This window comes from Adlercreutzia agrestimuris, from assembly GCF_943193125.1.
GTDB classification, from domain to species: domain Bacteria; phylum Actinomycetota; class Coriobacteriia; order Coriobacteriales; family Eggerthellaceae; genus Xiamenia; species Xiamenia agrestimuris.
In genome coordinates, this window is the sequence record NZ_CALPCX010000002.1 from 427,122 (window position 1) to 452,050 (window position 24,929).

Annotated in this window: 25 protein-coding genes; 23 read left to right on the forward strand and 2 right to left on the reverse strand. The window is 48.3% G+C overall.

Features of this window, described 5'->3' with window-relative positions; translation table 11 throughout:
• Positions 1 to 49: 49 nt before the first annotated feature.
• The 12 genes from tsf (at position 50) to NFR28_RS05035 (ending at position 10,578) form a co-directional block, all read left to right on the forward strand.
• Positions 50 to 916, forward strand: a complete 867-nt coding sequence (gene tsf, locus NFR28_RS04980) for a translation elongation factor Ts (RefSeq protein WP_251178724.1) — start codon at positions 50 to 52, stop codon at positions 914 to 916.
• A 187-nt stretch (positions 917 to 1,103) separates the two neighbouring features.
• On the forward strand, positions 1,104 to 2,387 hold the full coding sequence (murA, locus tag NFR28_RS04985) for a UDP-N-acetylglucosamine 1-carboxyvinyltransferase (RefSeq protein WP_251178725.1): 1,284 nt from the start codon (positions 1,104 to 1,106) through the stop codon (positions 2,385 to 2,387).
• A gap of 17 nt (positions 2,388 to 2,404) precedes the next feature.
• A complete protein-coding gene (locus tag NFR28_RS04990) occupies positions 2,405 to 3,886 on the forward strand; it encodes an LCP family protein (protein ID WP_251178726.1) in 1,482 nt (493 codons plus the stop codon).
• Positions 3,887 to 4,071: 185 nt separating this feature from the next.
• Complete coding sequence (locus tag NFR28_RS04995) at positions 4,072 to 4,305, forward strand: NifU family protein (RefSeq protein WP_251178727.1); 234 nt, start codon at positions 4,072 to 4,074, stop codon at positions 4,303 to 4,305.
• Between the two features lie 207 nt (positions 4,306 to 4,512).
• Positions 4,513 to 4,803, forward strand: coding sequence for a hypothetical protein (locus tag NFR28_RS05000; RefSeq protein WP_251178728.1), 291 nt, complete (start codon positions 4,513 to 4,515; stop codon positions 4,801 to 4,803).
• Between the two features lie 196 nt (positions 4,804 to 4,999).
• Positions 5,000 to 5,218, forward strand: coding sequence for a UDP-N-acetylmuramoylalanyl-D-glutamate--2,6-diaminopimelate ligase (locus NFR28_RS05005; protein WP_251178729.1), 219 nt, complete (start codon positions 5,000 to 5,002; stop codon positions 5,216 to 5,218).
• Positions 5,219 to 5,240: 22 nt separating this feature from the next.
• Positions 5,241 to 6,095, forward strand: a complete 855-nt coding sequence (gene lgt / locus NFR28_RS05010; protein WP_251178730.1) for a prolipoprotein diacylglyceryl transferase — start codon at positions 5,241 to 5,243, stop codon at positions 6,093 to 6,095.
• A 110-nt stretch (positions 6,096 to 6,205) separates the two neighbouring features.
• Positions 6,206 to 6,586 carry a desulfoferrodoxin family protein gene (locus NFR28_RS05015; RefSeq protein ID WP_251178731.1) on the forward strand — a complete coding sequence of 127 codons (381 nt, stop codon included), beginning with the start codon at positions 6,206 to 6,208 and terminating at the stop codon, positions 6,584 to 6,586.
• Between the two features lie 193 nt (positions 6,587 to 6,779).
• On the forward strand, positions 6,780 to 8,264 hold the full coding sequence (pyk, locus tag NFR28_RS05020) for a pyruvate kinase (RefSeq protein ID WP_251178732.1): 1,485 nt from the start codon (positions 6,780 to 6,782) through the stop codon (positions 8,262 to 8,264).
• A gap of 2 nt (positions 8,265 to 8,266) precedes the next feature.
• A complete protein-coding gene (rhaD, locus tag NFR28_RS05025; protein ID WP_251178733.1) occupies positions 8,267 to 9,184 on the forward strand; it encodes a rhamnulose-1-phosphate aldolase in 918 nt (305 codons plus the stop codon).
• A 106-nt stretch (positions 9,185 to 9,290) separates the two neighbouring features.
• Positions 9,291 to 9,782, forward strand: coding sequence for a 50S ribosomal protein L31 (gene rpmE / locus NFR28_RS05030; RefSeq protein WP_251178734.1), 492 nt, complete (start codon positions 9,291 to 9,293; stop codon positions 9,780 to 9,782).
• A 76-nt stretch (positions 9,783 to 9,858) separates the two neighbouring features.
• Positions 9,859 to 10,578 (forward strand): flavin reductase, encoded by a 720-nt coding sequence (locus NFR28_RS05035; protein ID WP_251178735.1) that lies wholly within the window; start codon positions 9,859 to 9,861, stop codon positions 10,576 to 10,578.
• 12 nt (positions 10,579 to 10,590) lie between these two features.
• Here NFR28_RS05035 and NFR28_RS05040 read toward each other — a convergent pair whose 3' ends face one another.
• The gene (locus tag NFR28_RS05040; RefSeq protein WP_251178736.1) at positions 10,591 to 11,487 is read right to left on the reverse strand and encodes a class I SAM-dependent methyltransferase; all 897 of its coding nucleotides are present in this window, start codon (positions 11,485 to 11,487) and stop codon (positions 10,591 to 10,593) included.
• A gap of 104 nt (positions 11,488 to 11,591) precedes the next feature.
• Here NFR28_RS05040 and thyX point away from each other — a divergent pair, with 104 nt between their 5' ends.
• Together thyX and NFR28_RS05050 are read left to right on the forward strand one after the other, a co-directional pair.
• Positions 11,592 to 12,272 (forward strand): FAD-dependent thymidylate synthase, encoded by a 681-nt coding sequence (gene thyX / locus NFR28_RS05045; RefSeq protein WP_251178737.1) that lies wholly within the window; start codon positions 11,592 to 11,594, stop codon positions 12,270 to 12,272.
• Position 12,273: 1 nt separating this feature from the next.
• On the forward strand, positions 12,274 to 13,350 hold the full coding sequence (locus tag NFR28_RS05050; protein WP_251178738.1) for a DUF1385 domain-containing protein: 1,077 nt from the start codon (positions 12,274 to 12,276) through the stop codon (positions 13,348 to 13,350).
• Positions 13,351 to 13,363: 13 nt separating this feature from the next.
• Here the strand turns inward: NFR28_RS05050 and NFR28_RS05055 are convergent, their stop codons facing one another.
• On the reverse strand, positions 13,364 to 13,843 hold the full coding sequence (locus NFR28_RS05055; RefSeq protein ID WP_251178739.1) for a hypothetical protein: 480 nt from the start codon (positions 13,841 to 13,843) through the stop codon (positions 13,364 to 13,366).
• A gap of 234 nt (positions 13,844 to 14,077) precedes the next feature.
• On the opposite strand from NFR28_RS05055, the gene NFR28_RS05060 reads away from it, so the two are divergent.
• The 9 genes from NFR28_RS05060 to NFR28_RS05100 all read left to right on the forward strand — a co-directional run bounded on the left by NFR28_RS05060 (position 14,078) and on the right by NFR28_RS05100 (position 24,906).
• A complete protein-coding gene (locus tag NFR28_RS05060; protein ID WP_251178740.1) occupies positions 14,078 to 16,594 on the forward strand; it encodes a DNA topoisomerase I in 2,517 nt (838 codons plus the stop codon).
• A gap of 58 nt (positions 16,595 to 16,652) precedes the next feature.
• A complete protein-coding gene (gene mdh, locus NFR28_RS05065; RefSeq protein WP_251178741.1) occupies positions 16,653 to 17,585 on the forward strand; it encodes a malate dehydrogenase in 933 nt (310 codons plus the stop codon).
• A 13-nt stretch (positions 17,586 to 17,598) separates the two neighbouring features.
• Entirely contained in the window at positions 17,599 to 18,489 is an 891-nt protein-coding gene (locus tag NFR28_RS05070) for a fumarate hydratase (protein WP_251178742.1), read from the forward strand.
• Positions 18,482 to 19,018 (forward strand): fumarate hydratase C-terminal domain-containing protein, encoded by a 537-nt coding sequence (locus NFR28_RS05075; protein WP_251178743.1) that lies wholly within the window; start codon positions 18,482 to 18,484, stop codon positions 19,016 to 19,018. Before NFR28_RS05070 ends, NFR28_RS05075 begins: the two co-directional genes overlap by 8 nt.
• Before the next feature lie 15 nt (positions 19,019 to 19,033).
• Positions 19,034 to 19,813, forward strand: a complete 780-nt coding sequence (gene tmk / locus NFR28_RS05080) for a dTMP kinase (RefSeq protein WP_251178744.1) — start codon at positions 19,034 to 19,036, stop codon at positions 19,811 to 19,813.
• Positions 19,814 to 20,989 carry a DNA polymerase III subunit gene (locus tag NFR28_RS05085; RefSeq protein ID WP_251178745.1) on the forward strand — a complete coding sequence of 392 codons (1,176 nt, stop codon included), beginning with the start codon at positions 19,814 to 19,816 and terminating at the stop codon, positions 20,987 to 20,989.
• A gap of 11 nt (positions 20,990 to 21,000) precedes the next feature.
• Positions 21,001 to 22,473, forward strand: coding sequence for a PSP1 domain-containing protein (locus tag NFR28_RS05090; protein ID WP_251178746.1), 1,473 nt, complete (start codon positions 21,001 to 21,003; stop codon positions 22,471 to 22,473).
• 8 nt (positions 22,474 to 22,481) lie between these two features.
• Positions 22,482 to 23,942, forward strand: a complete 1,461-nt coding sequence (locus tag NFR28_RS05095; RefSeq protein WP_251178747.1) for a nicotinate phosphoribosyltransferase — start codon at positions 22,482 to 22,484, stop codon at positions 23,940 to 23,942.
• A 61-nt stretch (positions 23,943 to 24,003) separates the two neighbouring features.
• Entirely contained in the window at positions 24,004 to 24,906 is a 903-nt protein-coding gene (locus NFR28_RS05100; RefSeq protein ID WP_251178748.1) for a DegV family protein, read from the forward strand.
• The last annotated feature ends 23 nt before the right edge of the window (positions 24,907 to 24,929 follow it).

Consider the following 24,929-nt stretch of genomic DNA (forward strand, 5'->3'; position numbering starts at 1 on the left):
CTGCGCTGTTTGAGTAGTTTCGCACTATAAACGAGAGAAAGGTATACCTGTGGCTGACATTACTGCATCCATGGTTAAAGAACTTCGTGAGATGACCGACGCTGGCATGATGGAGTGCAAAAAAGCACTCGTTGAGGCTGAAGGCGATATGGAAAAAGCCGTTGATGTTCTTCGTACGCGTGGTCTTGCTGCGGTAGCTAAGAAGGCTGGTCGTGCAACCAACGAAGGCACCGTTATGACGGTTGTTTCTGATGACTGCACGCGTGGCGCAATGGTTGAGCTCAACTGCGAAACTGACTTCGTTGCTATGAACGACAAGTTCAAGGCATACGCTGAGCGCATTGCTACGGCTGCTCTTGCTGCAGATGCTCAAGATGTTGAGGCGCTTAAAGCTGCTGACTGCGACGGTGAGACCGTTGAGGCGGTTGTTACTGACGCAATTCATGTAATGGGCGAGAACACTCAGATCGCTCGCGTTGCTGTTGTAAGCGGTGACGGTGTTGCTTCCTACATTCATGGTGGCGGCAAGATTGGTGTTTTGGTTGTGTTTGATCTTGAGGGTATTGACCCGGCATCTGATGCTTTCAAGGCATACGGTCGCGACATTGCTATGCAAGTAGCTGCAGCATCTCCAGTTGCTGCTAACCGCGATGCTGTTGATCCGAGCATCGTTGAGCATGAGAAGTCAATTTACATGGCTCAAGCTGCTGAGTCTGGCAAGCCTGAAGCAATTCAAGAGAAGATGGCAACTGGTCGTCTGGAGAAATTCTTCAAAGAGAACGTGCTTACCGAGCAACAGTACGTTAAGGATCCCGACAAGACAGTTACTGAGTACACCAATGAAGTTGCTGCATCTTTGGGTGGAGCTATCAAGATTGCTGACTTCAAGCGTTTTGTTCTTGGTGAAGAGGCTTAATTGTAGTTTGCAAGGCGTCTTAGCCTTTGCAGGTTTTTAAGTTGATAAGGGTTTGCGGTTTTCTCTGCAAACCCTTTTTTGTATGCGCGCTCATGAATGGTTTTGTTTTCATTGCGAAGCCGCCGCTTACCCTTGAGCTCATTTCATATAATGGTGCCACCGAAAAACACTTACCCGGAGGAAGAATATGTCTGAAGAAGTTATTGTTGTCGAAGGAAACAATACGCTTGCAGGCGAAGTACGCGTTTCTGGTGCAAAAAACTCTGCACTAAAACTGATAGCAGCATCGCTTTTAGGTCGTGGCGAGACCGTTTTGCATAATGTTCCGCTCATTTCTGATATTGATGTCATGATTGAAGTGCTGCGCCGTCTAGGCGCCACCGTAACGCGTGAAGATCACACGCTTATTGTTGATACCTCTTCAGTGGACAAGTGTGAAACTCCCTATGAATTAGTATCAAAGATGCGCGCAAGCATATCGGTTCTCGGTCCTTTGGTGGGAAGGTTTGGCAAAGCGCGCGTCGCTATGCCGGGTGGGTGCCAAATTGGTGCTCGCAAAATTGATATGCATATGGTTGGCTTAGAAGCACTTGGGGTTAAATTTGACATTGATCATGGCTTTTTGGATGCTTCAACACCGCATGGCTTACACGGTGCTCATGTAATACTTGACTTTCCGAGTGTAGGGGCAACCGAGAATCTTTTGATGGCTTCGGTTGTAGCTGACGGTACAACTATTATCGAAAACGCCGCCCGAGAACCTGAGATTGTAGATTTAGCAAATATGCTCAACAAGATGGGTGCCAAAATTGCAGGTGCTGGCGAGTCGCTCATTGAAATAACGGGCGTTGCTGCAGAATCTTTGCACCCTTGTGAGCATACTACCGTTGGAGACCGTATTGAAGCAGGAACCTTCTTGGTAGGCGCTGCGTTGACTCAAGGTCCGCTTCGTGTAGTAGGAGTTGATCCTGGCTATTTACGCATGGCAATCATGAAACTTGAATCTATGGGATGTGAAATTGAAAGCAACTCTGATTCGGTGACGCTAAGGCGTGCGGTGCCACTTCGCTCTACAGAAATTCAAACACTTCCTCATCCAGGATTCCCAACTGACTTACAGGCGCAATTTATGCTTTTGGCTGCGCTTGCCAATGACATGTCTGTCATTACTGAAAATGTCTTCGAAAACCGTTTTATGTTTGCTGCCGAGCTTATCCGCATGGGTGCTGATATCACTATTGAAGATCATCATGCTCTCGTGCGCGGTGTTCAAAAGCTGCAAGGTGCAGATGTGTCATCAACCGATTTGCGTGCTGGTGCAGCCTTGGTTTTGGCAGGCATTGTGGCTGAAGGGCAGACGCGAGTCCACAATATTGCTCATATTGATCGCGGATATGAGGACTACGTGGGAAAACTCAGCTCTCTTGGCGTGAATGTCTCACGTATGGTTCTTGATGAGGGAATGAATTAGGGGCTGCTTGGGTCGTTATGGTTAAGCGGCGAAAGGGCTTTTCGGCCTCACATTCAAAGGCTACCTCACGGCGTTTGCAATCTGCGACGCTTGGCACGCATGTCCCCTCAACAAAACAGCGTTCATCAAGGCATGTAAATGCTGATCAGGTTGGTTTTTCAAACACGAGAAAAAACCAGCGTGCAGCTCGTGGCGTTGTGCAAAATGTTGCTTCACATGCTCAGGCAGGGGCGGGTCGTGTGCGCGTTTCGCAGCGGGAGTTCGCACGAGAAACACGTCGACGCGCGCGAGTTCGCCATATTGGATTTATCGTTATTGCTCTTGTGGCGTTGCTTGCTATTGCTGGTGGCGTGGGTGGTTTTACCTATTACACATCACTTGAATCGCAACTTTCATTGAAGGATTCTGATGCTAAGAGCGCATTGGTATCTCCTGGAGAAAATGAGCCTTATTACACTTTAGTATGTGCGGATGTAACAGATGCTCGTGTGGCTAACGCAGAGAAAAGCTATGTCCTTGCACTGGTTCGCACTGATGAGCAAAATAAGCGCGCAACCATTGTCTCTATTCCTTCAAACCTCCGTGTAACGCTCACCGACGGAAATCAGCATAGGATCATTGACGCCTATGAGCAGTCGGGAGACGCTGCGCTCATTTCGGCGGTATCATCATTTGCGGGTGTGTCAATTTCTCATTATGTCAAAACTGATGCTGCGGGAATAAGTCGCATGGTTTCTGACTTGGGGGATTTAACAGTGCAGGTCAACGAAGAGGTTGACGATCCTCGCGCGGGAGCAGATTTTATTCCCGCAGGTCAGCAGACATTGGGCGGCGATGCTGTTTTAACACTTTTGCGCGCAAACAATTTCCAGGATGCTCCTGAACGTATGGCGCAAAATCAGCAAGCGGTACTCAGTGCTTTTTCGCTTGCGCTCATTGACAAAGATGCCCTTTCGTTATGCCAGTTTATAGATGCTTCGGATGGAGCGTTTGGCTGCGATGTATCGCTTCCAGCGGTGTTATCTATGGCTGATGCATTGCGCGGTATGTCGCAATCTGAGATATATAGCGCCATGGTGCCAGGATACGAATTGGAGCAAGACGGCGTGGTATATTATCGGGCATCTTCAGATGCTTGGGCATCCATGATGGAGCTCGTTACTGCAGGCGAAAATCCTCTTGTTGAGGATCTGCCTACTGCGGCTGCACCTGACAGCTTTACGCTGACAGTTCGTAATGGAGCGGGTATTACAGGCGCTGCTGCTCAGATATCGGAGTCGCTTATAGATCGCGGTTTTGATGTTGTTGATGTAGGCAACACCGATACGGCAGTGTACACCGAAACGCTTGTCATTTATAAAGATGATGAGTTTGCTGCAGCAGCACAAAGTGTTAGCGAGGCGCTTGGCTTGGGGCGCTTAGTACAGGATGTGTCTTTTTATCAATTTGATTCTGATGTCTTATTGATTTTGGGCAGCGATTGGAAACCAGCTGCTTAGCCGGACATAAGGTGGCTTTAGCTTGTGAAATTATGTGGGTTATGGAGGAGTTCTCTTAACACAACGCACACAAAGGCTGCCTTTGATCAGGTAAGGTAGTGGGGTGTGATACAATCGCTTGCAACTAATGGAAACAGCATTGTTGTAGGGTATATGACTGCTGTAAGCATAAAAGGAGAATTTGCATGGTAGATCAAAATGATGTAATTGCAGTTTTGGAATTGATTCGCCCGAGTTTGCAAGCTGACGGCGGCGACGTGAAGTTTATCAGCGTTGACGAAGATGGCGTTGTGACGGTTGAACTTCAGGGTGCTTGCAAAGGTTGCCCTATGTCTCAGATGACGTTAGCAAATGGCGTTGAGCGCATTCTTAAGGAGCGCGTGCCTGGTGTAACGCGTGTTGTTCCTGCTGACATGTAGGATATGAGCTTCTCGTAACATAAAAGAGAGGCAAAGAGTTTAAAGCGGGTTCGCATGCGAGCCCGCTTTTTTACCGCGCTCGGGAAGTGCTAGATAAGGGCAAGTGCGGTTTTGACTATAATGAAGTCTAAGAAAGCTTGTGGGAAAGATAAGAAAACCCTGTAAGTCATATTACCTGCATGCGGAATAAAGAGTGGAGGATGAGCTATGAGCTGCTGGACAAAACGAGGCTGTGATGAAGAGATGCTTTCGCGTTGCCCGCACAATACTCCGGGTGAACCGTGCCCAGCAGATTGTCATTTTGCAGCATGCGATCGTCCTACCCATGTGGTTTGCACAGACTTTGCGCTGATGCTTAATCCTGAGCGCGATTACGATGCAGCCGTCAAAGAAGTCTGTCGTATATGCGAACATTTTTTAGTTCATGGTCCAGATATGTCTGAGCGCAATGAAGACGAGCGCCACCGTCAGGGCAATCCCAACCGCTTTCTTCTTTAGCGTCTCGGTCTGAGTGTCAGAGTTTGCCTCCTGAGTGCGCGTACATGGTGTAAGTAAGGGGTTTGGCAAGCTATTGGTGCAGGTGAGGAGCAAGTGTAACAACTCCACCACGGCAAGCGGACGCAATAAGATGACAAATACGTTCTGCTACAATTATGAAAAGTAATCATTGAACATGCGGGGTAAGGAGTGTGAGATGATGAATTCGCCCATGGTTTGTCCGCGGTGTGGTGCTGTATTAGATGTGTGCCATTATCAAGCGATGCTGGTGATTTCGTGCGACCTTGCACTTTTCTCGGTAGAGTGCCCGCAGTGCAATACAATATCTTCAGCGATAAAAGCAATACCTGCACAGCTGCAAGAAGAAGTTCATTTGGCTGCTCGTGAAGTTGGTGCTGGGATGGGTTGTGAATAGCGTGCTTTAAGATGAGGTATTGATGTTAAACGATTTGTATCATTCTTTAGACCCGGTGGCTTTTGCTGTCGGGCCTTTTGCTGTTCGCTGGTACGGCTTAGCATATTTGGCTGGGTTTATTTGCGCAGGATTAGTTTTATGGTGTGTGGCAAAACGATGGCGTGTTCGCATTGATGCCGACGCGCTGCTGACTATTATGTTTTGCGTTATCGTGGGGGTGATTGTAGGTGGTCGCCTCGGATACGTTCTCTTTTATGGAGACGGTTATTATCTTGCGCATCCTGCCGATATTCTTGCTTTCAACAAAGGAGGAATGAGCTTTCACGGAGGGTTGATTGGCGCACTTCTTTCGGGAATCATGGCTGCAAAACTAACTAACATTCCGTATCTTACCTTGGCTGACTTAGGCTGCATTGGCGCACCAATCGGATTGTTTTTTGGTCGCTGCGCAAATTTCATTAATGGCGAACTGTGGGGTGCTCCTACTGATGCTGCGTGGGGCGTTGTTTTTGGCGGAGCTGCTGGAACTATGCCACGTCATCCTTCGCAGCTCTATGAAGCACTGCTTGAGGGCGTCATTATCTTTATTGTGTTGTTTGCGCTTTCACGAAAGTATCCGCCACGACCGCGGGGCACGTTTTTGGGGCTCTTTTTGGTGATGTATGGCTCGTTTAGATTTCTCATTGAATTTGTGCGAGAACCAGATGCCCAGCTGGGATACTTGTGGGGCGGTTGGCTTACCATGGGGCAAGTACTAAGCATCCCGCTTATTTTAGTGGGGTTAGCAGTGTTGGCGTTCGCGCTTATAAAGCGTTTGCCTCAACAAGGTTTGCCTGAGGTTTCAACCGAGGAGATTTCATCCTCAGAAAAAATGTGATGGTGTTGGTTACGATTTAGCGCCAACGTTTCAGTAGTGTAGGTAAGATCGAATCTGTTCACTACAATAGGTTGAGTGAACAATAATGTCCATTAAGGAGGCTCATACATATGGCTCTTAAGTTTTATAAATGTGCACACTGCGGCAATATCGCAGTAAAACCGTTTGATTCTGGTGTTGATCTGGTGTGCTGTGGTGAGGTTATGGAAGAGATCGTTCCGAACCGCACTGATGCTGCTGTTGAAAAACATGTTCCAGCTGTCAGCATTGATGGCAACAAGGTTCATGTTCAGGTTGGTGAAGTTGAACATCCTATGGTTCCTGAGCACTACATTACCTTTATTTGTCTTGAGACAAAGAACGGCTATCAGATTGTTGAGTTAAACTCAGACGACAAGCCCGTTGCTGATTTCGTTATTGCAGAAGGCGATACGCCAATCTGTGTTTATGAGGATTGCAACATCCACGGTTTGTGGGTAGCAGAGCTCTAATAAGCTCTTCGGTCTTATATATGAGCCTCCGGCACTTTTTGGATGATTTGCAAGTCCAGTACAAGTGTCGGAGGTTTTTTGTAAGTGCGCCCGAGTAACTCAGGTGCATTTGGGCCGCATGGAGAACACACTGAAGCTTACTTCGTCTTGTGGTCTGCATTATCTTTATCGCTCACGCTAAAGGAGCATACGTATGACAAAACGAACGAAAATTGTTTGCACCTTAGGTCCAGCAACCGATGACGACGCAATTGTTCGCGGAATGCTACAAGCTGGTATGGATGTTGCGCGTTTTAATTGCTCTCACGGTTCCCATGAAGAACACGCTGCTCGACTTGAGCGTTTGCGAAGAGTAAGGGCTGAGCTTGATTCTCCGTGTGCGATGCTGCTTGATACCCGCGGTCCAGAGATTCGCACGGGGCTTTTGCTCGATGGAAAGCCTGTTGCGCTGACTAGTGGGAGTCAGTTGAGACTCAAAGCAACAAGTTGTGTGGGAAATGAATATCAAGTGAGCCAAAGCTTTCCTGATCTTGCACGTTATGTAGCTGCAGGAGATAACATTTTGCTTGATGATGGCTTAATTGCGCTTACTGTCCGCGAGATTGACGGTCAGGATATTCTTTGCACGGTGATAAATGATGGCGTGCTTGGTCAACGAAAATCGCTTAACGTTCCTGGCGTATCGTTGCCACTACCTGCTTTGACTGAGCAGGATAGGCAAGATCTTTTGTTTGGCATTGAGCAAAATATTGACTTTGTGGCAGCATCTTTTATTCGTAGTGCTGCAGATGTTGAAGAAGTACGCGCCTTTTTATATGGGCACGGTGGTGCGGGTATTCAATCGGGAACGTCAATTGGCATCATTGCAAAGATTGAATGCGCTGAGGCTGTGGCGAACTTCGAGGAGATTTTGGACGCTGCTGATGGCATTATGGTGGCGCGTGGAGATTTGGGTGTGGAAGTACCCGCTTGGCAAGTTCCTCATTTGCAAAAACGTTTCATTCGCGCGGCAAATCGTATGTCAAAACCGGTCATTACCGCCACTCAGATGCTTGACTCAATGATACGCTCGCCGCGACCAACGCGCGCAGAGGTAGCAGACGTTGCGAATGCGGTCTATGATGGCACGGATGCCGTGATGCTTTCAGGCGAGACCGCAAATGGGGCATATCCGGTTGAATCTGTAGCCATGATGGCTAATATCTTGGAGGCCTCAGAGCCTTATCTGTTTGATGAGCGTATGCCTGATCGCACGCGCAATAAAGCTCGTGTAGCTTTGGCGGTAGGCATTGCGGCGGTTCAAACAGCGGAAAACATTAATGCAAGTTGTATTGTGGCGCCAACTATGTCAGGACGTACTTCGCGTTTGGTGTCAAACCTTCGTCCGCGCGTGCCAATTTATGTGGTGACACCTTATGAGCGCGTTATGCGCCAACAGCAACTCAATTGGGGTACGTATCCAATGCTTGGTGACGTGCAAGGAGATATGGCGCAAGTTATCCGTGAAGCTAAACGTGCGGTATTTGCGCATGGTATGGTGTCAGTTGGAGATATTGCTGTCTTCACGGTAGGCGATAGAACAACCTCGCCTGATGTGGAGCCTAATGTTCCCGCAAATGTCGGAGTTGTGGCTGCTACAAATGTTATGTATGTAGTGCAAATTCGAGAAGAGGAGTAATAGTGGGGTTTCTGGATGATGCTCAAGATCTCTTGGATAAGGGAGTGACCGCCGCAAAAGGCGCGGTTTCAAATGTAGCCGTTGAGCAATTTGGTTATATGAAAGCATTTGTGCGTATGTGTGCTGATGGCGCACAAGCTGGTTGGCACGAAGGTAATGGCGGCAACTTGTCATATAGGCTTACTTTAGAAGAAGTGGCCAATACGCGCTCATATTTTTACACTACTCCAAGCTCGTGGGTGATGCTTGATCGGGCGTTTGAGAATCTTGCGGGAGAGTATTTTGCTCTTACCGCGTCGGGGTGTTCCATGAAATCTGTCGCCCTTGACCCTAAACGCTTTGTTGGCATTATTGAGATGGATAGTAGGGGTTGTGCGTGGCGCATTGTTTGGGGCTTTAAGGATGGAGGAAAGCCAACCTCAGAGCTTCTGAGCCATCTTGAGTGTCAAAGCGTTCGCAAGCGCGTAACCGATGGAGTAAGCCGTGTGGTGTATCATGCGCATCCAACTTCGGTAATTGCACTATCGAAGATAGTTGGTCCTGATGCTTGTCGCTTGTCAAATATGCTTTGGAAGGCAATGACAGAGTGTGTGCTTTTCTTCCCGGAAGGTGTGGGTGCTCTTGCAACATACGTACCTGGCTCGGAGGAGCTTGCACGGGCAACAAAAGAGGCAATGGAGGATTTTGCGGCGGTTGTATGGGTCAATCACGGTCTTCTTTCAACTGGTGCAGGTTTTGACGAAGCATTTGGTTTGGAATCGGTTATCGTGAAGGCGGCGGACATTATTTGCGCAAGTTCTTCTCTGTCTCGTGCATTGGGATATGAGGATGCAGCGCCTTATACTATGACAGGCGAAGATGTGCGCGCTATTGCGCGACAGTACAATCTTGAGCTTCGTGCAGACTTTGTTGAGGATTAGGCTGTTTGTTGCAATTTCTCTTGTATGGATTAGACCGCTTTGTTATTATAGGCAGGCTTGTCTTCCGCCTTGGTCGGAAACCAAGGCATGAATAGGAGAACCATTTATGAAACCTGAAATTCATCCCGAGTACATGGACTGCACGGTTCGCTGCAGCTGCGGCAACACGTTCCAGACCCGCTCAACCAAACCAGAACTGAAGATTGACATCTGCAATGTCTGCCATCCGTTCTATACCGGTCAGCAACGTTTCGTTGATACTGGTGGACGTGTACAGCGCTTTGCTGATAAGTTTGGTGCAGCGAAGGAAACTGTTGCAGAGCGTGAGGCTGCTCGTAAGGCTAAACGTGCTGCTGAGGCTGCTGAGCGTGAGGCTGCTCGTAAGGCAGAGCGTGAGGCTAAGGCTGCTGAGAAAGCAAAGCGTGCTGAGGAATTCGCCAAAAAGGCTGAGGAAGCTGCCGCTACTGCAGAGGTAGCCGCAGAAGACCAAGAGAGTGTTGCTGAGGTAAGCGCTGAAGAAGCTGCTGCTGTAGACGCTCTGGTTGATCAAGCTCCTGAGGCTGAAGTGGTTGAGGCAACCGAGGAGGCTGCTGAATAACTCAGTCCAATCAGTGGTTGTGATAAGCGCCCAGCTCACGTGAGTTGGGCGCTTTTGTTTTGGGAAGGATGTTGCCATGATTGATAATGCGGCATTTCGTATGTTGAGTTATGGGCTATTTATTATTGGTGGTCGCTCGGATGATGCGTGCGCTGGATGTATTGCTAATACCTTTCAGCAGGTAACCTCTGAGCCCCTTCAAGTAAGCGTGACGCTCAATAAGCAAAATTGCACAACTACCACTATCCAGCAATCAGGGCGTTTTACTGCATCTGTGCTTTCGGAAAAAGCTTCCATGGAGTTGATTGGTCGTTTCGGATTTCAGAGCAGCAATGAGGTTGATAAGTTTCAAGGCATTGCGGGTGGCAAAGATGAAGCAGGTATTCCTTATGTCACTGAGTGTTGTGTTGCTTGGTTTAGTGTTCGTGTCGTGCAGACACTTGATGTAGGCACCCATATCATCTTTGTGGGCGAGGTTGAGCAGGCTATCGCGCTTGAAAATGAATCTCCGTTGACCTATGCCTATTATCATCAAATCAAAGGCGGCAAAACACCTTCACGCGCATCAAGTTTTTTGCCAACCGAAGATCAGTCAAAAGCGCAGGATTTTGATGCAACGCAACAGGACGCAGCTGATGCTGCTGCATCAGAGTTTAGTGGTGGTGGCGGCAAAGGCCGCTATGCGTGGCAGTGTCAAGTGTGTGGTCATATCGAATATGTAGATGAGCTGCCGGAGGACTTTGTCTGTCCTGTTTGCGGTGTAGGTCGCGAAATGTTTGTGCGTATAGCGCTCTAGCGAAGCGCGCTTTTACACGTCCCACGACATAAAAGCCCAGGTTACCTGACGTGGTTTGCGAAGTCGCCATGCGCCTTGTTGTACCCCTTTTTCATCAGGAAGCCCGGCTGTTTCGTTAAGCACAAGTTCAGCTTCAAGCCAGTCGGCAAGGTTGATAAGTGCGCGATCAATTTCGCGCTCACTGGCTATGGTCTTGCTTGCGTCAACGGCCATTGCACTAAAATGCTCAAGTGCCTCGTCGGGGGTATTAAAGGTATAAGCACGCGTGCTTTCAATATAGGAAATCTCAGCTTTTATGCCTTCGTTTGCAAGTATGTTAAAGGCGTATTGATAATCTTTGCCAAAAAGGGTTGGTAATCCAATTTCGCGAAGAATGCGTTCGTCGGTGCGCGGAGATGAGCCTGTTGCAAGTGTTATGCAAACACGTCTGCGCGCTACCGATGAGAGCTTCAACAGAGCTTGGCGCAAATCTGTTACAGCTAAAGAGCGCGAAGCTAAAGCAACGTCGTAAGCTTTTTTGTTTACGCCGTGCGTATGCCAGTTATCTTCCCAGCTCATGCATACTGGGGTGATTGAGCTGAGGTGCTCATTATGCGCTTGTGCAATCATCTGATTAAGCATGCCTTGAGAAAAATCTGCGGCAAGTACTTCGTGACCTGCGCGGGCAAGGGGAAGGGCAAGGGCGCCTGTTCCACACCCCATATCAAAAATACTTTCACCTGGTTGAATATGAGCGCGTTCTAAAAACGCCTCAACGTAGGCACTTGGCGCGTCTTTTGTAGTGAACGTCTGAGCGCGTTTATCCCAATAAGCAGCATCGTCGGTTTTGCGTCGAGCAAGCTGCATGTTCTGATATTCGGCATTCCAGTCGGCGGCGGTTAAAACTGGCACGAAATTCGTGTGTTCCATGCGATGTCCTTGGTTGGTAAATTGCAAGTCGGGTACTATAGTCAGCATACTTTTTCAGTGTACGTTGTACGTTTTCATAATAAGTAAAGTTAGGAGCAACTCCTATGCATGTTGAATTACTTTATCATACCCCAGACCCTGAGCGAGCCATAGCTACCGCTGCTCGCTTATGTTATGCGCCTGTGGGAGCTTCAGAGCTTATGGAAACCATGCCTGAAGAGCGAGTGAAAAGCGTACTGTCTACCATTATGGGTAGCGGGCACTTTTCTACCCTTGAGCATGCAAGCTACACCTTTGCAATTGAGGGTGTGTCGCGTGCGCTTACCCATCAGCTCGTTCGCCATCGTATAGCAAGCTTTAATCAGCAATCACAGCGCTATGTAAAATTCAAAAATGGGCTTGAGGTGGTTACTCCGCCAAGTATTGCTGAAAATGATGAGACTCATGTGGTTTTTGACGAGGCTATAAAGGCATGCCTTGAGGCATATGATGCGCTGCTCAACGCTGGTATTCCTGCAGAGGACGCGCGGTATTTGTTGCCTAATGCCTCTGAAACCAAGATTGTGGTCACTATGAACGTGCGCGAATTGCTCCATTTCTTCAATTTGCGATGCTGTAATCGTGCGCAGTGGGAGATTCGAGAAATGGCACATAAGATGCTTGAGCTCGCACGTCCAACTGCTCCATATGTCTTTGCTGATGCGGGCGCACCGTGCGTAAGTGGTGTGTGTCCAGAAGGCAAGATGACGTGCGGAAATCCTTATCCGCGGGTGACAAGGGACTAATATGACAAAAGAAAAATCTGATTTGTCGCGCGCCTTCAGCGAAGACGGTGCGCTAAAAACGCATGTTGGCGGTCAAGCTCTTCTTGAGGGCATTATGATGCGCGGAAAGTATAACTGGTCGGTTGCAGTGCGTGAGCCAAGTGGATCCATCTACGTAGAAGAGCATGATTTGGCTTCTGGGCGCAACAAAAATGGCTGGATGCACTGGCCACTTATTCGCGGTTGTCGCGCTATGGTTGAGTCATTGATGCTGGGATATAAGGCTTTAGAAATAGCAGCGCTCCATGCTTTTGTTGATGAAGATGAAGCTGATGAGGGTGAAGAGGCTGAAAAGGCTAAAGGTCAGGCTAAAGCACAAAGTAAAGAACAAACTGCAGGACAGGTAGAAGAACAGAGCGATTCCTTTGGTAAGCGCGAGATGGCAGTTTCGCTCGTACTTGGGCTGGTGCTTGGTGTGGTGCTCTTTATTGTTGCCCCGGCATTTATTACCAATGTTATTGTTGGCGAATATGACACCAATCCTGTGTTGTGGAATGTTGTGGATGGCATATTGCGCGTTGCGGTATTCGTCTTTTACTTGTGGCTTATTGGTCGTATGAGTGATATCAAGCGCATGTTTGGGTATCACGGTGCGGAACATAAGACTATCCACTGTTTTGAGCACGGCCTTGATCTTACGCCTGAAAACGCGCGGAGTTTCCCGCGTTTGCATGTGCGTTGTGGTACCGCGTTTCTTATTATGGTGATGATTATTGCAATCTTTGTATATACCGTCATTCCGGTGAATGCGTTAATTGATGCATGGGGTGTGCCAGCCGGTGCGCCAAAACTTGCATTGGTTATTGCTATTCGCATCCTATTTATGCCTGTTATTGCAGGTATTGCTTACGAGATCACCGTTAAGTGGGCAGGAAGTCATCCTAATAACCCCTTGGTAAAAGTGGTTTTATGGCCCGGTATGCAAATGCAATATCTGACCACCAATGAGCCTGATGATGGTCAGATTGAGTGTGCAATTGCCGCTATGAAGCAGGTTCTTGAGCGCGAAGAAATTGAAGCGCAAAAGACGCACGCTTAAAATAATAGTTGTTTTAAGCAAGATAGCCCAAATAGGGAAGATAAGCTTGTGCTGAAGCGGGTACGTCAAAGGTGATCGTTTGGCCGTAAGCCTCAACGGTTACATAGCTTGGATCATCATAGGTGGTCAAAACTCCATCTACGCCAAAGTTTGACCCATCGTAGGTAGCGGTAGGTGTGGTGGTAGAGGGAAGGGTGGTAGCCGTCCATTCGTCAATAGCTAAATCATTGATGGCGCTGCTTACCTGGGTCTCGGTCATTCCTGTAGCTTGTGCAATGTCGGAAGTGCGCGCTGTGAGCTCTTGGTGGATGGTGTTTTTAACACCTGAAGCGTCTATGGCAGCGTTTACCAATGAAGCTTTAGTGTCGCTAGCGAATTGTTCAAGTGGATTACCTTCTTTGAAGAGGCCACCATCTGCGGTTATAAGAACGCCTATGCAGGCAACAATGATAAGCGCTATGAGTCCACAGAATACGCCGAGTACTTTTTTCATCGGTTGCATCCTTTCTCATGTGGTATCCGGGTGCATCATACTAGCCTAGTTTGCGGTTTTATTGCCATGCCTTCACGTATTCTTCTTGCGGACAACAAATAATCGTGTATGCTATCGGCTGTTGCAGATTTGCAACACGACTTCATCCCCACACACGTTAAATGACACAAGATGGGGTAATCGTGTGAACAAAAAGCTGCGTTTATTCGCAGCCATACAGACAGGAGAAACCACGTGAAACTGGTGGTAACTGAGAAGAATGACGCGGCGCAAAAGATTGCCGATTTACTAGGGGCTACAAAGCCAAAAGCTGACAAAGTTTATTCCACGCCGGTCTATCGTTTTACCTTGCAAGGTGAAGAATGGGTCACTATAGGTTTAAGAGGTCACATCTTAGAACCTGACTTTCCTAAAGAGCTTATCTACAAGCGTCGTGGTGGTTGGGAAGGTGTTACTGACGAAGGTGAACTGCTGAAGGCAACACTTCCTTCGTCGTTAGCAAAGCCACCTTTTAAGAAAAAGAAGCCATTTTCAGAAAATGGCGTTGAGCTTAAAGCTTGGAAAATGGAGGCGCTCCCGTATTTGGTTTATGCGCCCATTGAGAAAAAGCCAAAAGAAAAAGAGATCATTCGCTCCCTTAAAAACCTTGCGAAAAAGGCAGATTCGGTCATTATTGCAACAGACTTTGACCGTGAAGGTGAACTTATTGGCTCTGATGCCTTGAGCTGTATCAAAGAAGTTAATCCCGCTATTCCTGTATCGCGCGCTCGTTACTCTGCATTCACCAAAGAAGAGATTACGCATGCGTTTGACAATCTTGTGGCGTTAGATACCAACTTGGCAAGCGCCGGTGCGTCACGTCAAGATATTGACCTAATTTGGGGTGCGGTTTTGACGCGTTATCTTACGCTGGTTAAGTTTGCAGGTTATGGTAACGTTCGCAGCTCTGGGCGCGTGCAAACACCAACACTTGGTTTGATTGTTGCGCGCGAAAAAGAGCGCATGGCATTTGTTCCTGAGGACTATTGGGTTATTCGAGGCGCTTTTGGTACAGGAGACGATGCGTTTGAGGCTACGCATGCTGTAGCGCGCTTTAAGGAACAATCAGCTGCTGATGCGGTAATGGCTCGTATTGAGGGCGTTGATACGGCGCAGGTTGATGAAGTAGAGCGTAAGTCAAGAAAGGTGGCACCTCCGGTTCCTTTTAATACGACGTCGCTCATGGCTGCTGCTTCTGCTGAGGGGCTTTCACCTGCGCGGACGATGCGTATTGCAGAGAGTCTTTATATGGACGGCTACATTTCGTATCCACGTGTTGACAATACCGTATATCCCGCGTCGCTTGATTTGGCTGAAACAGTACGTGCAATATCGGGAAATCCCGCCTATAAGCCTTATTGTGACAAGCTGCTGAGCAAAGGTAGTTTGCATGCTACGCGTGGTAAAAAAGAGACCACCGACCATCCGCCAATCTATCCGACAGCTAAAGCAACTCCTGATGACTTGGCGCCTGCAGATTACAAGCTCTACAATCTTATTGCGCGTCGTTTCTTAGCCACGCTTTCAGATCCAGCGGTTGTTGAGGGCACCAAAGTAACACTAGGTGTGAATGGCGAGCCCTTTGTGGCGCGAGGTGATGTTTTAACCACCCCAGGCTTTCGTGAGATTTATCCCTATGGGCTTAAAAAAGACGAGCAGCTTCCTGTACTTCAACAAGGTCAGACTATCGTCTTTAATGGGGCAACCTGCACGCAAAAGCAAACTGAGCCGCCTGCACGCTATAGCCAGGGCAAACTTATCCAAGAAATGGAAAAGCTTGGCTTGGGAACAAAATCAACGCGTCACTCAATTATTGAGCGCCTCTACACAGTGAAATACATTCAAAATGACCCTATTGAGCCATCGCAACTTGGCATTGCGGTTTGCGATGCACTTGATAAATTCGCCCCGCATATCACCAATTCCGAAATGACTGCTGAGCTTGAATCGGAGATGGACAATATTGCTGCGGGTGAGACAACAAAAGATGACGTAGTTACCACATCGCGCAATTTGTTGTCGCAAGAATTGGCCAATTTGTTGCCGCATTCAGAAGAGGTTAAAGATGCACTTGCTGATGCGGTAGCTGCCGATGCTTATGTGGGCAAATGTCCGAAGTGTGGCAAGGACTTGCAATTGCGCGCCAGTCAAAAAACTAAATCCATGTTCATTGGTTGTTCAGGCTGGCCAGAGTGTGATGTGACTTATCCGCTGCCTAAAGGCAAGATTGAAGCGGTTGAGGAGCCCTGTCCTAACTGTGGTATGCCGCAGGTGAAAGTGACTGCATTTCGTTCAAAACCGCGAACAATTTGTATAGATCCGAATTGCTCCACAAACAAAGAGCCTGATGTTGTGGTGGGTATATGCCCAACGTGTAAGGCAAAAGGCATTGATGCGCATTTGATTGCACAGAAGAATCCGCGTACGTTAAAACGCTTTATTCGCTGTGAAAACTATGACGATTGCCAAACAGGTTATCCGTTGCCGCAATATGGCCAACTTGAAGCTACTGATGAGGTGTGCGAACACTGCGGTGCGCCGATGGTGGTTGTTCATACTTCTCGCGGACCGTGGAAATTGTGTCCGAATTTTGAGTGTCCCGGAAAAGACAAAGATGAGGAGAAGGGGAGCGCTCAAGGGGGTACAAAGGCCACAAAGCGCACCAAAACAACGAAATCACGTACTAAGAAGTCTACTGCTGCAAAGAAATAAACTCCGCAGCACTGAAAGAGAGCAAAAAGCCAAGAGGTTAGAGATAGGAGAGCTCATCATGGCGAAAGTAACAATAGTGGGAGCGGGTAATGTTGGAGCAACTGCTGCTCATATTATTGCGTCAAAGAATCTTGCTGACGTAGTAATGGTTGATGTAGCAGAGGGCTTGCCGCAAGGTAAAGCGCTTGACATGATGCATATGCGAAGTGTTGAGAAATTCACGGTGAGCGTTTCAGGCTCAAACGACTATGAAGCAACGGCTGGCTCCGACATTGTTGTTATTACGGCTGGAATTGCTCGCAAGCCTGGTATGACGCGTGAGGATTTGTTGGGTGTTAATGCTGGTATCATGCGCTCAGTTATTGACCAAGCAATTAAGTATTCACCTGAAGCGGTATATATCTGCGTTACTAACCCGCTTGATGTTATGACCTATTTGGCGTATCAAGAATCAGGTCTTCCAGCCAAACGACTGATGGGCATGGGCGGCGTTTTAGATTCATCTCGTCTTTCATTTGCAGTTTGCGAAAAGCTCGGTTGTGATCCGGCTGATGTTCGTGCCTGGGCTGTTGGTGCGCATGGTGAAGGCATGGTGTGTTGGCCGCGTTTGACCACGGTAGCTGGTCAATCCATTGTTGATTTGCTTTCACCTGAAGAGGTTGATGAGGTCGTGGCTCGCTGTGTTAAGGGTGGTGCTGAAGTGGTGGCACATCTCAAGACGGGCAGCGCTTACTATGCCCCTGGTGCCTCAATTGCAAAAATGGTAGAAGCTATTCTGACTGACTCTGATGAGATCTTGAGCGTCTGCGCTCATTTGGATGGTCAATATGGTATTGATGATCTCTATATGAACGTCCCGGTGCGTTTAGGCAAGGGCGGCGTTGAAGAGGTCGTTGAATTTGAACTGACCGATGAAGAGTTGGCTGATTTGCAACGAAGTGCAGACAGTGTACGCAAAGGCCTTGATGCACTGCCTGCTAAAAGCGAATAATTGGTGATACGCCGTGTATTTTATTGACCCGAAACTACTCGGGGATGTCGTCTATCAGGCAATACCAACGCTTGCGTGCGTATTGCCTGATGATGTTTTGACTTCGCTTACCCAGGCGTTGCAAACAGAGACTTCTTCGCGAGGAAAATTGGTATTGTCGCAGTTGCTTGAGAATGCCGAAATTGCTGCACAGGATCGTGTTCCCCTTTGTCAGGACACCGGAACAGTATGGGTTTCTCTTGAAATTGGTTCGGATATTGCGGTAACCGGAGAGGTATTTTCCCAGGTTAACGATGCTGTTGCTCAGGCATACGAAGAGGCGCATCTGCGCAAATCGGTTGTACGTGATGCGCTCTTTGATCGAACTAATACCACCAATAATACGCCCGCATTTTGTGACATACATCCCCATGATGAGCCAGGAGTGGCTCGCTGTCATATTATGCTCAAGGGAGGCGGATCTGATAACGCTTCACGCGTTGTGATGCTTACGCCAGGAGCAGGCAAGCAGGCAATTGTTGACGAAGTACTTGCATGCGTCCGAGCAAAAGGTCCAAATGCATGTCCGCCGCTTATTGTTGGTATTGGAGTGGGTGCAACCTTTGATAAGGTGGCTGGTTTAGCGAAGCAAGCACTTATGCGTCCGCTCAACGAAGAAGCACCTGATGAGCAAACTGCAGCATTTGAAGCTGAGCTGAAAGAAGCAATTAACGCACTTGGCGTAGGACCAGCTGGACTTGGTGGAAATACAACAGCCTTTGACGTGCGTGTTAAAACTGCTCCTTGTCACATTGCTGCATTGCCTCTTGCAATCAATATGGGCTGTTCGGCTATGCGTCGAGTGACCGTTGATCTTATGCCGCTTATACGCGCCGAGGCGGATCTGGGAGGCGCTCATGTCTGATACTGTTCATCGCTTACAATTGCCACTTGATAAAGAAGTTTTAAAAACTCTCCGCGCGGGTGATGCTTGTTTGTTGACCGGACCGATGTACACCTTGCGTGATGCGGGGCATATTCGCCTGCTTGCAGAGCTTAAAGAGCAGGGGTCGCTGCCGTATGGCTTGTCTGGTCAAACGATTTTTTATGCAGGTCCTACACCACCAAGTGCAAACAGGCCTTTTGGCGCTATTGGACCGACTACTGCTTCTCGCATGGATTTTGCAGCACCAGCACTCTATGAAGCAGGAATTGTTGCTACGTTAGGCAAAGGAAGACGAAGCGAAGAGGTGAAGCGTGCCTGTGTGGAGACAGGATCAGTTTATTTTGCCAGCGTAGGGGGAGCTGCTGCTCTTCTTGCGAAGTGCATAGATACTGCGGAGCTCATCAGTTATGATGAATTAGGTACAGAAGCTCTCCGAAAGATTACCGTCGTTGATTTTCCCGTATTCGTAGGCATCGATTGTCAGGGCAACGATGTGTATGATGTTTAGAAAGTCGCATGATCTATGATGCAATCAACTTCTGCCGTCGCCTCGCGTGACGGCATCTTTATAACTTTTGAAGGCGGCGATGGCGCCGGCAAATCAACGCATATTCGCTTTTTGGCTGAAGCGCTGATGGAGCAGGGCTATGAGGTCGTATGCTTGCGAGAACCAGGTGGTACGGTGCTTGGCGAAGCCTTGCGAGCGCTTGTGCTTGATCCTTCAAATGCGTCGCTTTCTGCGCGCAGTGAGCTGTTGATTTATGAAGCATGCCGCGCGCAGCTCATTGACGAGGTAATTGCGCCTGCACTTTTGCGTGGTGCGGTGGTGTTGTGTGATCGTTTTTGTGATTCTACCTTAGCCTATCAAGGGGCAGGGCGTGGCCTTGATGAGGAATTTATTGAACAAGCGAATGCTTTCGCATGCAAAGACATCGTTCCGCGACGAACAATTTTGATGACCACGCGCGCTGATGCTGCAGCAAATCTTGCGCGTGCCACTCATAAGCGGGATGCTGATCGTCTTGAGCTTGAAGGAGAGGCGTTTCACAATCGCGTCAACGAAGCGTATGAGCACTTGGCAAAACGTTTCCCTGATCGGGTTGTTGAGGTGGTTTCTGATCGGGAGAAAGCCGTGACGGCGTTTCGGGTATTTGAGGCGGTTTCAGATATTTTTCCTGAGTTGCTTCCTCTGCTCAATGACAACGAGTATTTCTCGCATTTCAATACGCGACACGTATCTGCTGAAGCGCCGCTTGCAACATCTGCAAGTGCTGAGTGCAATCAGCAGGGCAAAGGTGAATAGATGGCAGATGTCTTTGAAAATATCTTAGGACAACCTCATGTGCGTGACTTTTTGCGTGCAAGTATTTTGCAGGATCGCGTGAGCCATGCGTATCTTTTTACCGGCCCGGCAGGGTCAAATAAAACTATTGCTGCTTGTACCTTTGCTCAAGCTATTTTGTGTGCAACAGGCGGTCAATCGTATGGCGAAGCATGTTGTAAGACTTGTGACATCTGTGACAAGGTCAAGAGAAAAAAGCATCCTGACGTGCGTCTATTTGCACCCGAAGGAGCTAGTGGATATTTGGTAGAACAAATTCGTTCTATTACCTCTGATGCCACGCTGGCACCCATTCGCGCAAACAAAAAGATCTATATTCTTGATCGGGTTGATCTTTTGGGTGTGCAGGCAGCAAACGCCTTTCTTAAAACGCTTGAAGAGCCCCCCGAAGATGTGGTTTTGATTCTGCTGGCGCGCACTGCAGAGTCGGTTTTGCCAACCATTGTTTCTCGTTGCCAAGTGGTGCCTTTTCGCACTATTCCAGATCAAGAGGCGGCCCAACTGGTGGTTCAAAACACTGGTGCCAGTCTTGAGCAGGCACGATTTGCGCTTGCTGCAGCAAATAGCTCTCTTGAAGGTGCTGCGGCATTCCTGCAATCAAATGAGCGCATGGCGTTTCGTAGTAGAGTGTTTGAAATGCTCAGTCAACTCTACCACGCAGATGACTGGGATATCATTGGATATGCACGTGAATTGGTGAGCCTCACTCAGGCGCCACTTGATGTCGTACGCGCCGAGCAAGAACAAGAGCTTGCACAAAACAAAGACTTTCTGGAAAAGTCTGCACTCCGACAACTTGAAGCACGTCACAAGCGACAGCTGAGTGCAGCAACTATGACCTACTTGCATCAGCTCGTAGCGTTGGCGCGTTCGTGGCTGCGTGATGTGTTGGTGATTTGTGTGCAAGGTGAAAGCCTTGTTGTTAACACTGACGTGCTGACCACCCTGCAAACGGTTGCGCGCGATACGAACGAAGCACGTGTGACTGCGGCTTTGGAGGCCACATCAACTATTGATGCCGCGCTTACCTACAATGTGTCTCCCGAAACATGCGTCGATGCGCTGCTTTTTGCTATTCGCGATATACTATATGGTCAAACTGAAACGCAGCATTATGCGCGATTATTACAACATTAGAAAGGTGCGTTATGGTTCGCATTGCACCCGTGAATTTATTATATAACCCCAAAGTACTCTGGTTTGATGCGCAAGATTTGGTCATTGAGCCCGGCGATCCGGTTGTCGTGAGTACGGCGCGTGGTACTGAATTCGGTCATCTTGCTTCTGAGATTTTTGATGCTACTGATGAACAAGTGGCCAACTTAAAAAGCGCTTTAAAACCCGTGCTTCGCATTGCGACGGATGAAGATTGCGAAAACGCTGACAAAATGGAGCAACTCTCGCGCGAGGCACTTCCTATCTTCAAGCAAATGGCTGCTGAAACAAATGAGGATATGCATCCTGTTTCGGTTGAGTATTTGCTTGATGGAGACAAAGCAATTTTTTATTTTGAAGCGGGGGATCGCGTAGATTTCCGCGATCTTGTGCGAAAGCTTGCTGCTCAATTCCACGTGCGCATTGATATGCGCCAGATTGGTGTTCGTGATGAAGCGCGCATGGTGGGCGGTTTGGGCCATTGTGGCCAAGAACTTTGCTGCAAGCGTTTGGGCGGCGAGTTTTGCCAGGTCACTATTCGTATGGCGAAAGAGCAAGATCTCTCGCTTAACCCACAGAAGATTTCAGGAGTATGTGGGCGCTTAATGTGTTGTCTTCGCTATGAATTTGAAGCTTATAAAGACTTCAATACGCGTGCGCCTAAGCAGAATGCTTCTATTGAAACGCCTGAAGGAATTGCGAAAGTTGTTTCTTTGGACGTTCCACGAGAGATTGTTACTTTACGTATTGAGGGCGAAAAACCCGTGCGCATTCCACTTGCTGATTTTGAGCCTCCTGAGGAGGGTTTAAGACCGCGTGCGGTTGGTGCTCAAGCATGGCAGCGTGCACAAGATGAGATGTCTTTTGGTTCTATTGAGCATTCCTCGTTGTTTGGATCAACAGTCCAGCTTCAAGGAAATGATCAGCTGGCAAAACCGGGGCAAATCTCTGAACAGCCTGCTAAGAAGCGCAAGTCAGAGAACAAAAGAAATGCCGCGCAAAAGCAATCTCGCTTGGTTGGAGCTAGTAGTGCTGGTGGAACTGGACGCGCAAAGCCTCGTCGTCGTGGTGAGGATGCTAAGACGCAAGAAGGTTCAACCGCAAATCGCAAACTCAGGCGCAGGCGTACTACTACGCTGAGCGGAGACGAGCAGGCGCAAAGTGCCTCACCGTCTACTCAAGGTCAGCCTCAAACGCCGCGCGCGGTCCTGCGACCTGGGAGGAAGTCTTCTGGTCTTCGCAATCAAAAGGACAAGCCGCAGCCGCGCAAAAGAACTGAAGGGGCAGAGAAAGGGCGCTTGCAAAACGGAGAAAAGAACCAGTCAAATAAGATGGCGCACGCAAAAACTGTCTCACCCAAACAGCAAAGCAAAACCGCGTCTTCATCTGGTGCTACTCAGCCTAAACAGCAGGTGCATCGTAAGCGGAGACGCTCTCATAAACCTAATGGAACACAAGAATCGTAAGGGCTAGCATGGGCTTAACTATTGATTATGCAATGCTTACCGACTTGTACCAGATCACAATGGCACAAGGTTATCTTGAAAGTGGTCAAGAAAAGGAAGAAGCTTGCTTTCATATGTATTTTCGCAACTATCCCTTTAATGGGGGGTATGCGGTAGCATGTGGTATGGCGCAGCTTGCAGATCTTGTTGAAAGTTTTGCTTTTAGCGAACAAGATATTGTCTATTTGGCAGGCCTTGATGCTCCTGGCGGTGGCAAGTTGTTTAAGTCAGAATTTTTGGAGTATCTCAGAACTTATCGGCTTTCGGTTGATATAGATGCAGTGCCTGAGGGAACTATTGTTTTTCCTCACGAACCGCTTGTTCGTGTTACTGGTCCCATTATGGATTGTCAGCTTATTGAGACAGCGCTTTTAAACTGCGTAAACTTTCAGACGTTGGTGGCAACCAAAGCAGCGCGCGTTTGTTTGGTTGCACAAGGGCCGGTTGCTGAGTTTGGCTTGCGGCGTGCACAAGGTGTATCTGGTGGCGTGTGGGCTTCGCGTGCGGCAGTGGTTGGCGGATGCGCTTCAACTTCAAATGTATGGGCTGGAGAGCTTTTCAATTTGCCCGTTTCTGGAACGCACGCGCATTCGTGGGTTATGTCTTTTGACGATGAGTTGGAAGCATTTCGCGCGTATGCTCAAGCATTTCCGCACAACTGCGTTTTGCTCGTGGATACCTATGATGTTGAGCAAGGCATCAAAAATGCAATAACCGTCGGTCTGGAGATGCGCGCACGCAACGAGCGTCTAGCTGGTATTCGTATTGATTCAGGCGACCTTGCTTGGTTGGCAAAAATGGCGCGAAGAATGCTTGACGAAGCGGGGCTTACCGACTGCGGTATCGTGCTCTCAAATGATTTGGATGAATACACCATTCAGTCAATTCGCGATGAGGGGGCACCAGTTGATTCGTGGGGAGTAGGCACCAAGCTTGCTTGCGCTTATGATCAGCCAACCCTCGGTGGCGTATACAAACTTTCTGCCACCAGAAAAGAAGCAAGTGATACATGGACGGACAGGTTGAAAATCTCTGAATCCGCTGTGAAGCTGACAACGCCTGGCGTGTTGGATATCAGGCGCTATTATTTTGAAGATGGTCGTATTGCTGGTGATATGATTTTTGATACACAGGCAGGAATTTCCCCTGATGAGATCATTGTTGATCCACTCGATGATCTTCGCCAAAAGCGTTTATGTGGTTTGCGTTCGGAAACGCTCTTAAAACCACTTGCCCGTGCAGGCAACGTTGTTTTGGATGCGTGTTATCGTGATGCTCGTGCGGCGCAAGAGCGCTGCAAGGCGGGTCTTGCTACGCTTGATGAGAGCCAAAAGCGCATGTTGAATCCGCATACCTATCCTGTGGGCTTAGAACATGGATTAAGTGTGCGTCGCCGCAATTTAGTTGCACAACTGCGAGGTATCTCATAGGGTGTAATAAACTAAACAAGTCGCAGGTACGTTGGCGCACTTGATGAGTGAGGAGTACAACATGATACGAATTGTGACAGACTCGGTAGCCTCAATTCCAGCGTCGATTGCCGCTGAAAATGATATAACGGTTGTGTCTTTGTATGTAAACAAGGATGGACAAGAATACGAAGATGCAACAATGGATCTCGATGCATTTTATGCTGATATATCAGACATGATTGATAATATCCCCACGTCCTCGCAACCTTCTCAATTTGAGTTAGAGAGTATATTTGAAGAGGCTGCACGGGCAGGTGATCCGGTGCTGGGAGTATTCATTTCTAGTGAATTATCGGGCACCTATGATGGTGCGGTACGTGCTGCGCGTGCGGTTAAAGCGCGTAATATTGATTTTACCTATGTCATTATTGATTCAACATCGTGTGGGTTTGATGAGGCATGGCCTATTTTTGACGCGGTGGACGCTCGCAACGCTGGTGAAGATTTAGCAGGGTGCGCTGCGTCGGTGTTAGAAGCAATTGAGCGCACGCGTTTTTTGTTTACACCCGAGACGCTCACTTTTTTGCAAAAGGGTGGTCGTATTGGTAATGCAGCAGCGCTGCTGGGTAATCTTGTTCAGTTGGTGCCGGTGCTTACTGTTAAAGATGGAAAAGCTACAACTGCTGCAAAGGTTCGTACGCGCAAGCGTGCCTTAGATAAGATTGTCACCATGCTCAAAGACGATATGGAGCAGTTTGGCCTAAAACGCATCATGGTTCACTATATTGGTGATGCTCGACCTGCAATTGAGTGGGCTCAATCGGTTATTGAGCCTTTGGTAGGGTATAAAGTTGCTGTTCGGCCTGTAAGTCCTGTAATCGGTCTTCATGTTGGTCCTGCGATAGGTGTGGCATATGAGTGCGTACACGCCTTGAAAGACAAGCTTACCACGCCTGTTCAGACAAGAATAATTGCTTCTTAAGAAGAAGTTATAAGGGAGGTTTT

Bases quoted from the DNA above. Each gene is read 5' to 3' on its own strand.
- NFR28_RS04995 (WP_251178727.1), top strand. From the start codon at position 4,072: ATGGTAGATCAAAATGATGTAATTGCAGTTTTGGAATTGATTCGCCCG.
- pyk (WP_251178732.1), top strand. From the start codon at position 6,780: ATGACAAAACGAACGAAAATTGTTTGCACCTTAGGTCCAGCAACCGAT.
- NFR28_RS04990 (WP_251178726.1), top strand. From the start codon at position 2,405: ATGGTTAAGCGGCGAAAGGGCTTTTCGGCCTCACATTCAAAGGCTACC.
- tmk (WP_251178744.1), top strand. From the start codon at position 19,034: ATGATGCAATCAACTTCTGCCGTCGCCTCGCGTGACGGCATCTTTATA.
- lgt (WP_251178730.1), top strand. From the start codon at position 5,241: ATGTTAAACGATTTGTATCATTCTTTAGACCCGGTGGCTTTTGCTGTC.
- NFR28_RS05055 (WP_251178739.1), bottom strand. From the start codon at position 13,843: ATGAAAAAAGTACTCGGCGTATTCTGTGGACTCATAGCGCTTATCATT.
- NFR28_RS05050 (WP_251178738.1), top strand. From the start codon at position 12,274: ATGACAAAAGAAAAATCTGATTTGTCGCGCGCCTTCAGCGAAGACGGT.
- NFR28_RS05015 (WP_251178731.1), top strand. From the start codon at position 6,206: ATGGCTCTTAAGTTTTATAAATGTGCACACTGCGGCAATATCGCAGTA.
- NFR28_RS05095 (WP_251178747.1), top strand. From the start codon at position 22,482: ATGGGCTTAACTATTGATTATGCAATGCTTACCGACTTGTACCAGATC.
- NFR28_RS05040 (WP_251178736.1), bottom strand. From the start codon at position 11,487: ATGGAACACACGAATTTCGTGCCAGTTTTAACCGCCGCCGACTGGAAT.
- NFR28_RS05035 (WP_251178735.1), top strand. From the start codon at position 9,859: ATGATTGATAATGCGGCATTTCGTATGTTGAGTTATGGGCTATTTATT.
- thyX (WP_251178737.1), top strand. From the start codon at position 11,592: ATGCATGTTGAATTACTTTATCATACCCCAGACCCTGAGCGAGCCATA.
- murA (WP_251178725.1), top strand. From the start codon at position 1,104: ATGTCTGAAGAAGTTATTGTTGTCGAAGGAAACAATACGCTTGCAGGC.
- NFR28_RS05075 (WP_251178743.1), top strand. From the start codon at position 18,482: ATGTCTGATACTGTTCATCGCTTACAATTGCCACTTGATAAAGAAGTT.
- NFR28_RS05085 (WP_251178745.1), top strand. From the start codon at position 19,814: ATGGCAGATGTCTTTGAAAATATCTTAGGACAACCTCATGTGCGTGAC.
- rpmE (WP_251178734.1), top strand. From the start codon at position 9,291: ATGAAACCTGAAATTCATCCCGAGTACATGGACTGCACGGTTCGCTGC.
- NFR28_RS05100 (WP_251178748.1), top strand. From the start codon at position 24,004: ATGATACGAATTGTGACAGACTCGGTAGCCTCAATTCCAGCGTCGATT.
- mdh (WP_251178741.1), top strand. From the start codon at position 16,653: ATGGCGAAAGTAACAATAGTGGGAGCGGGTAATGTTGGAGCAACTGCT.
- NFR28_RS05005 (WP_251178729.1), top strand. From the start codon at position 5,000: ATGATGAATTCGCCCATGGTTTGTCCGCGGTGTGGTGCTGTATTAGAT.
- NFR28_RS05090 (WP_251178746.1), top strand. From the start codon at position 21,001: ATGGTTCGCATTGCACCCGTGAATTTATTATATAACCCCAAAGTACTC.
- NFR28_RS05000 (WP_251178728.1), top strand. From the start codon at position 4,513: ATGAGCTGCTGGACAAAACGAGGCTGTGATGAAGAGATGCTTTCGCGT.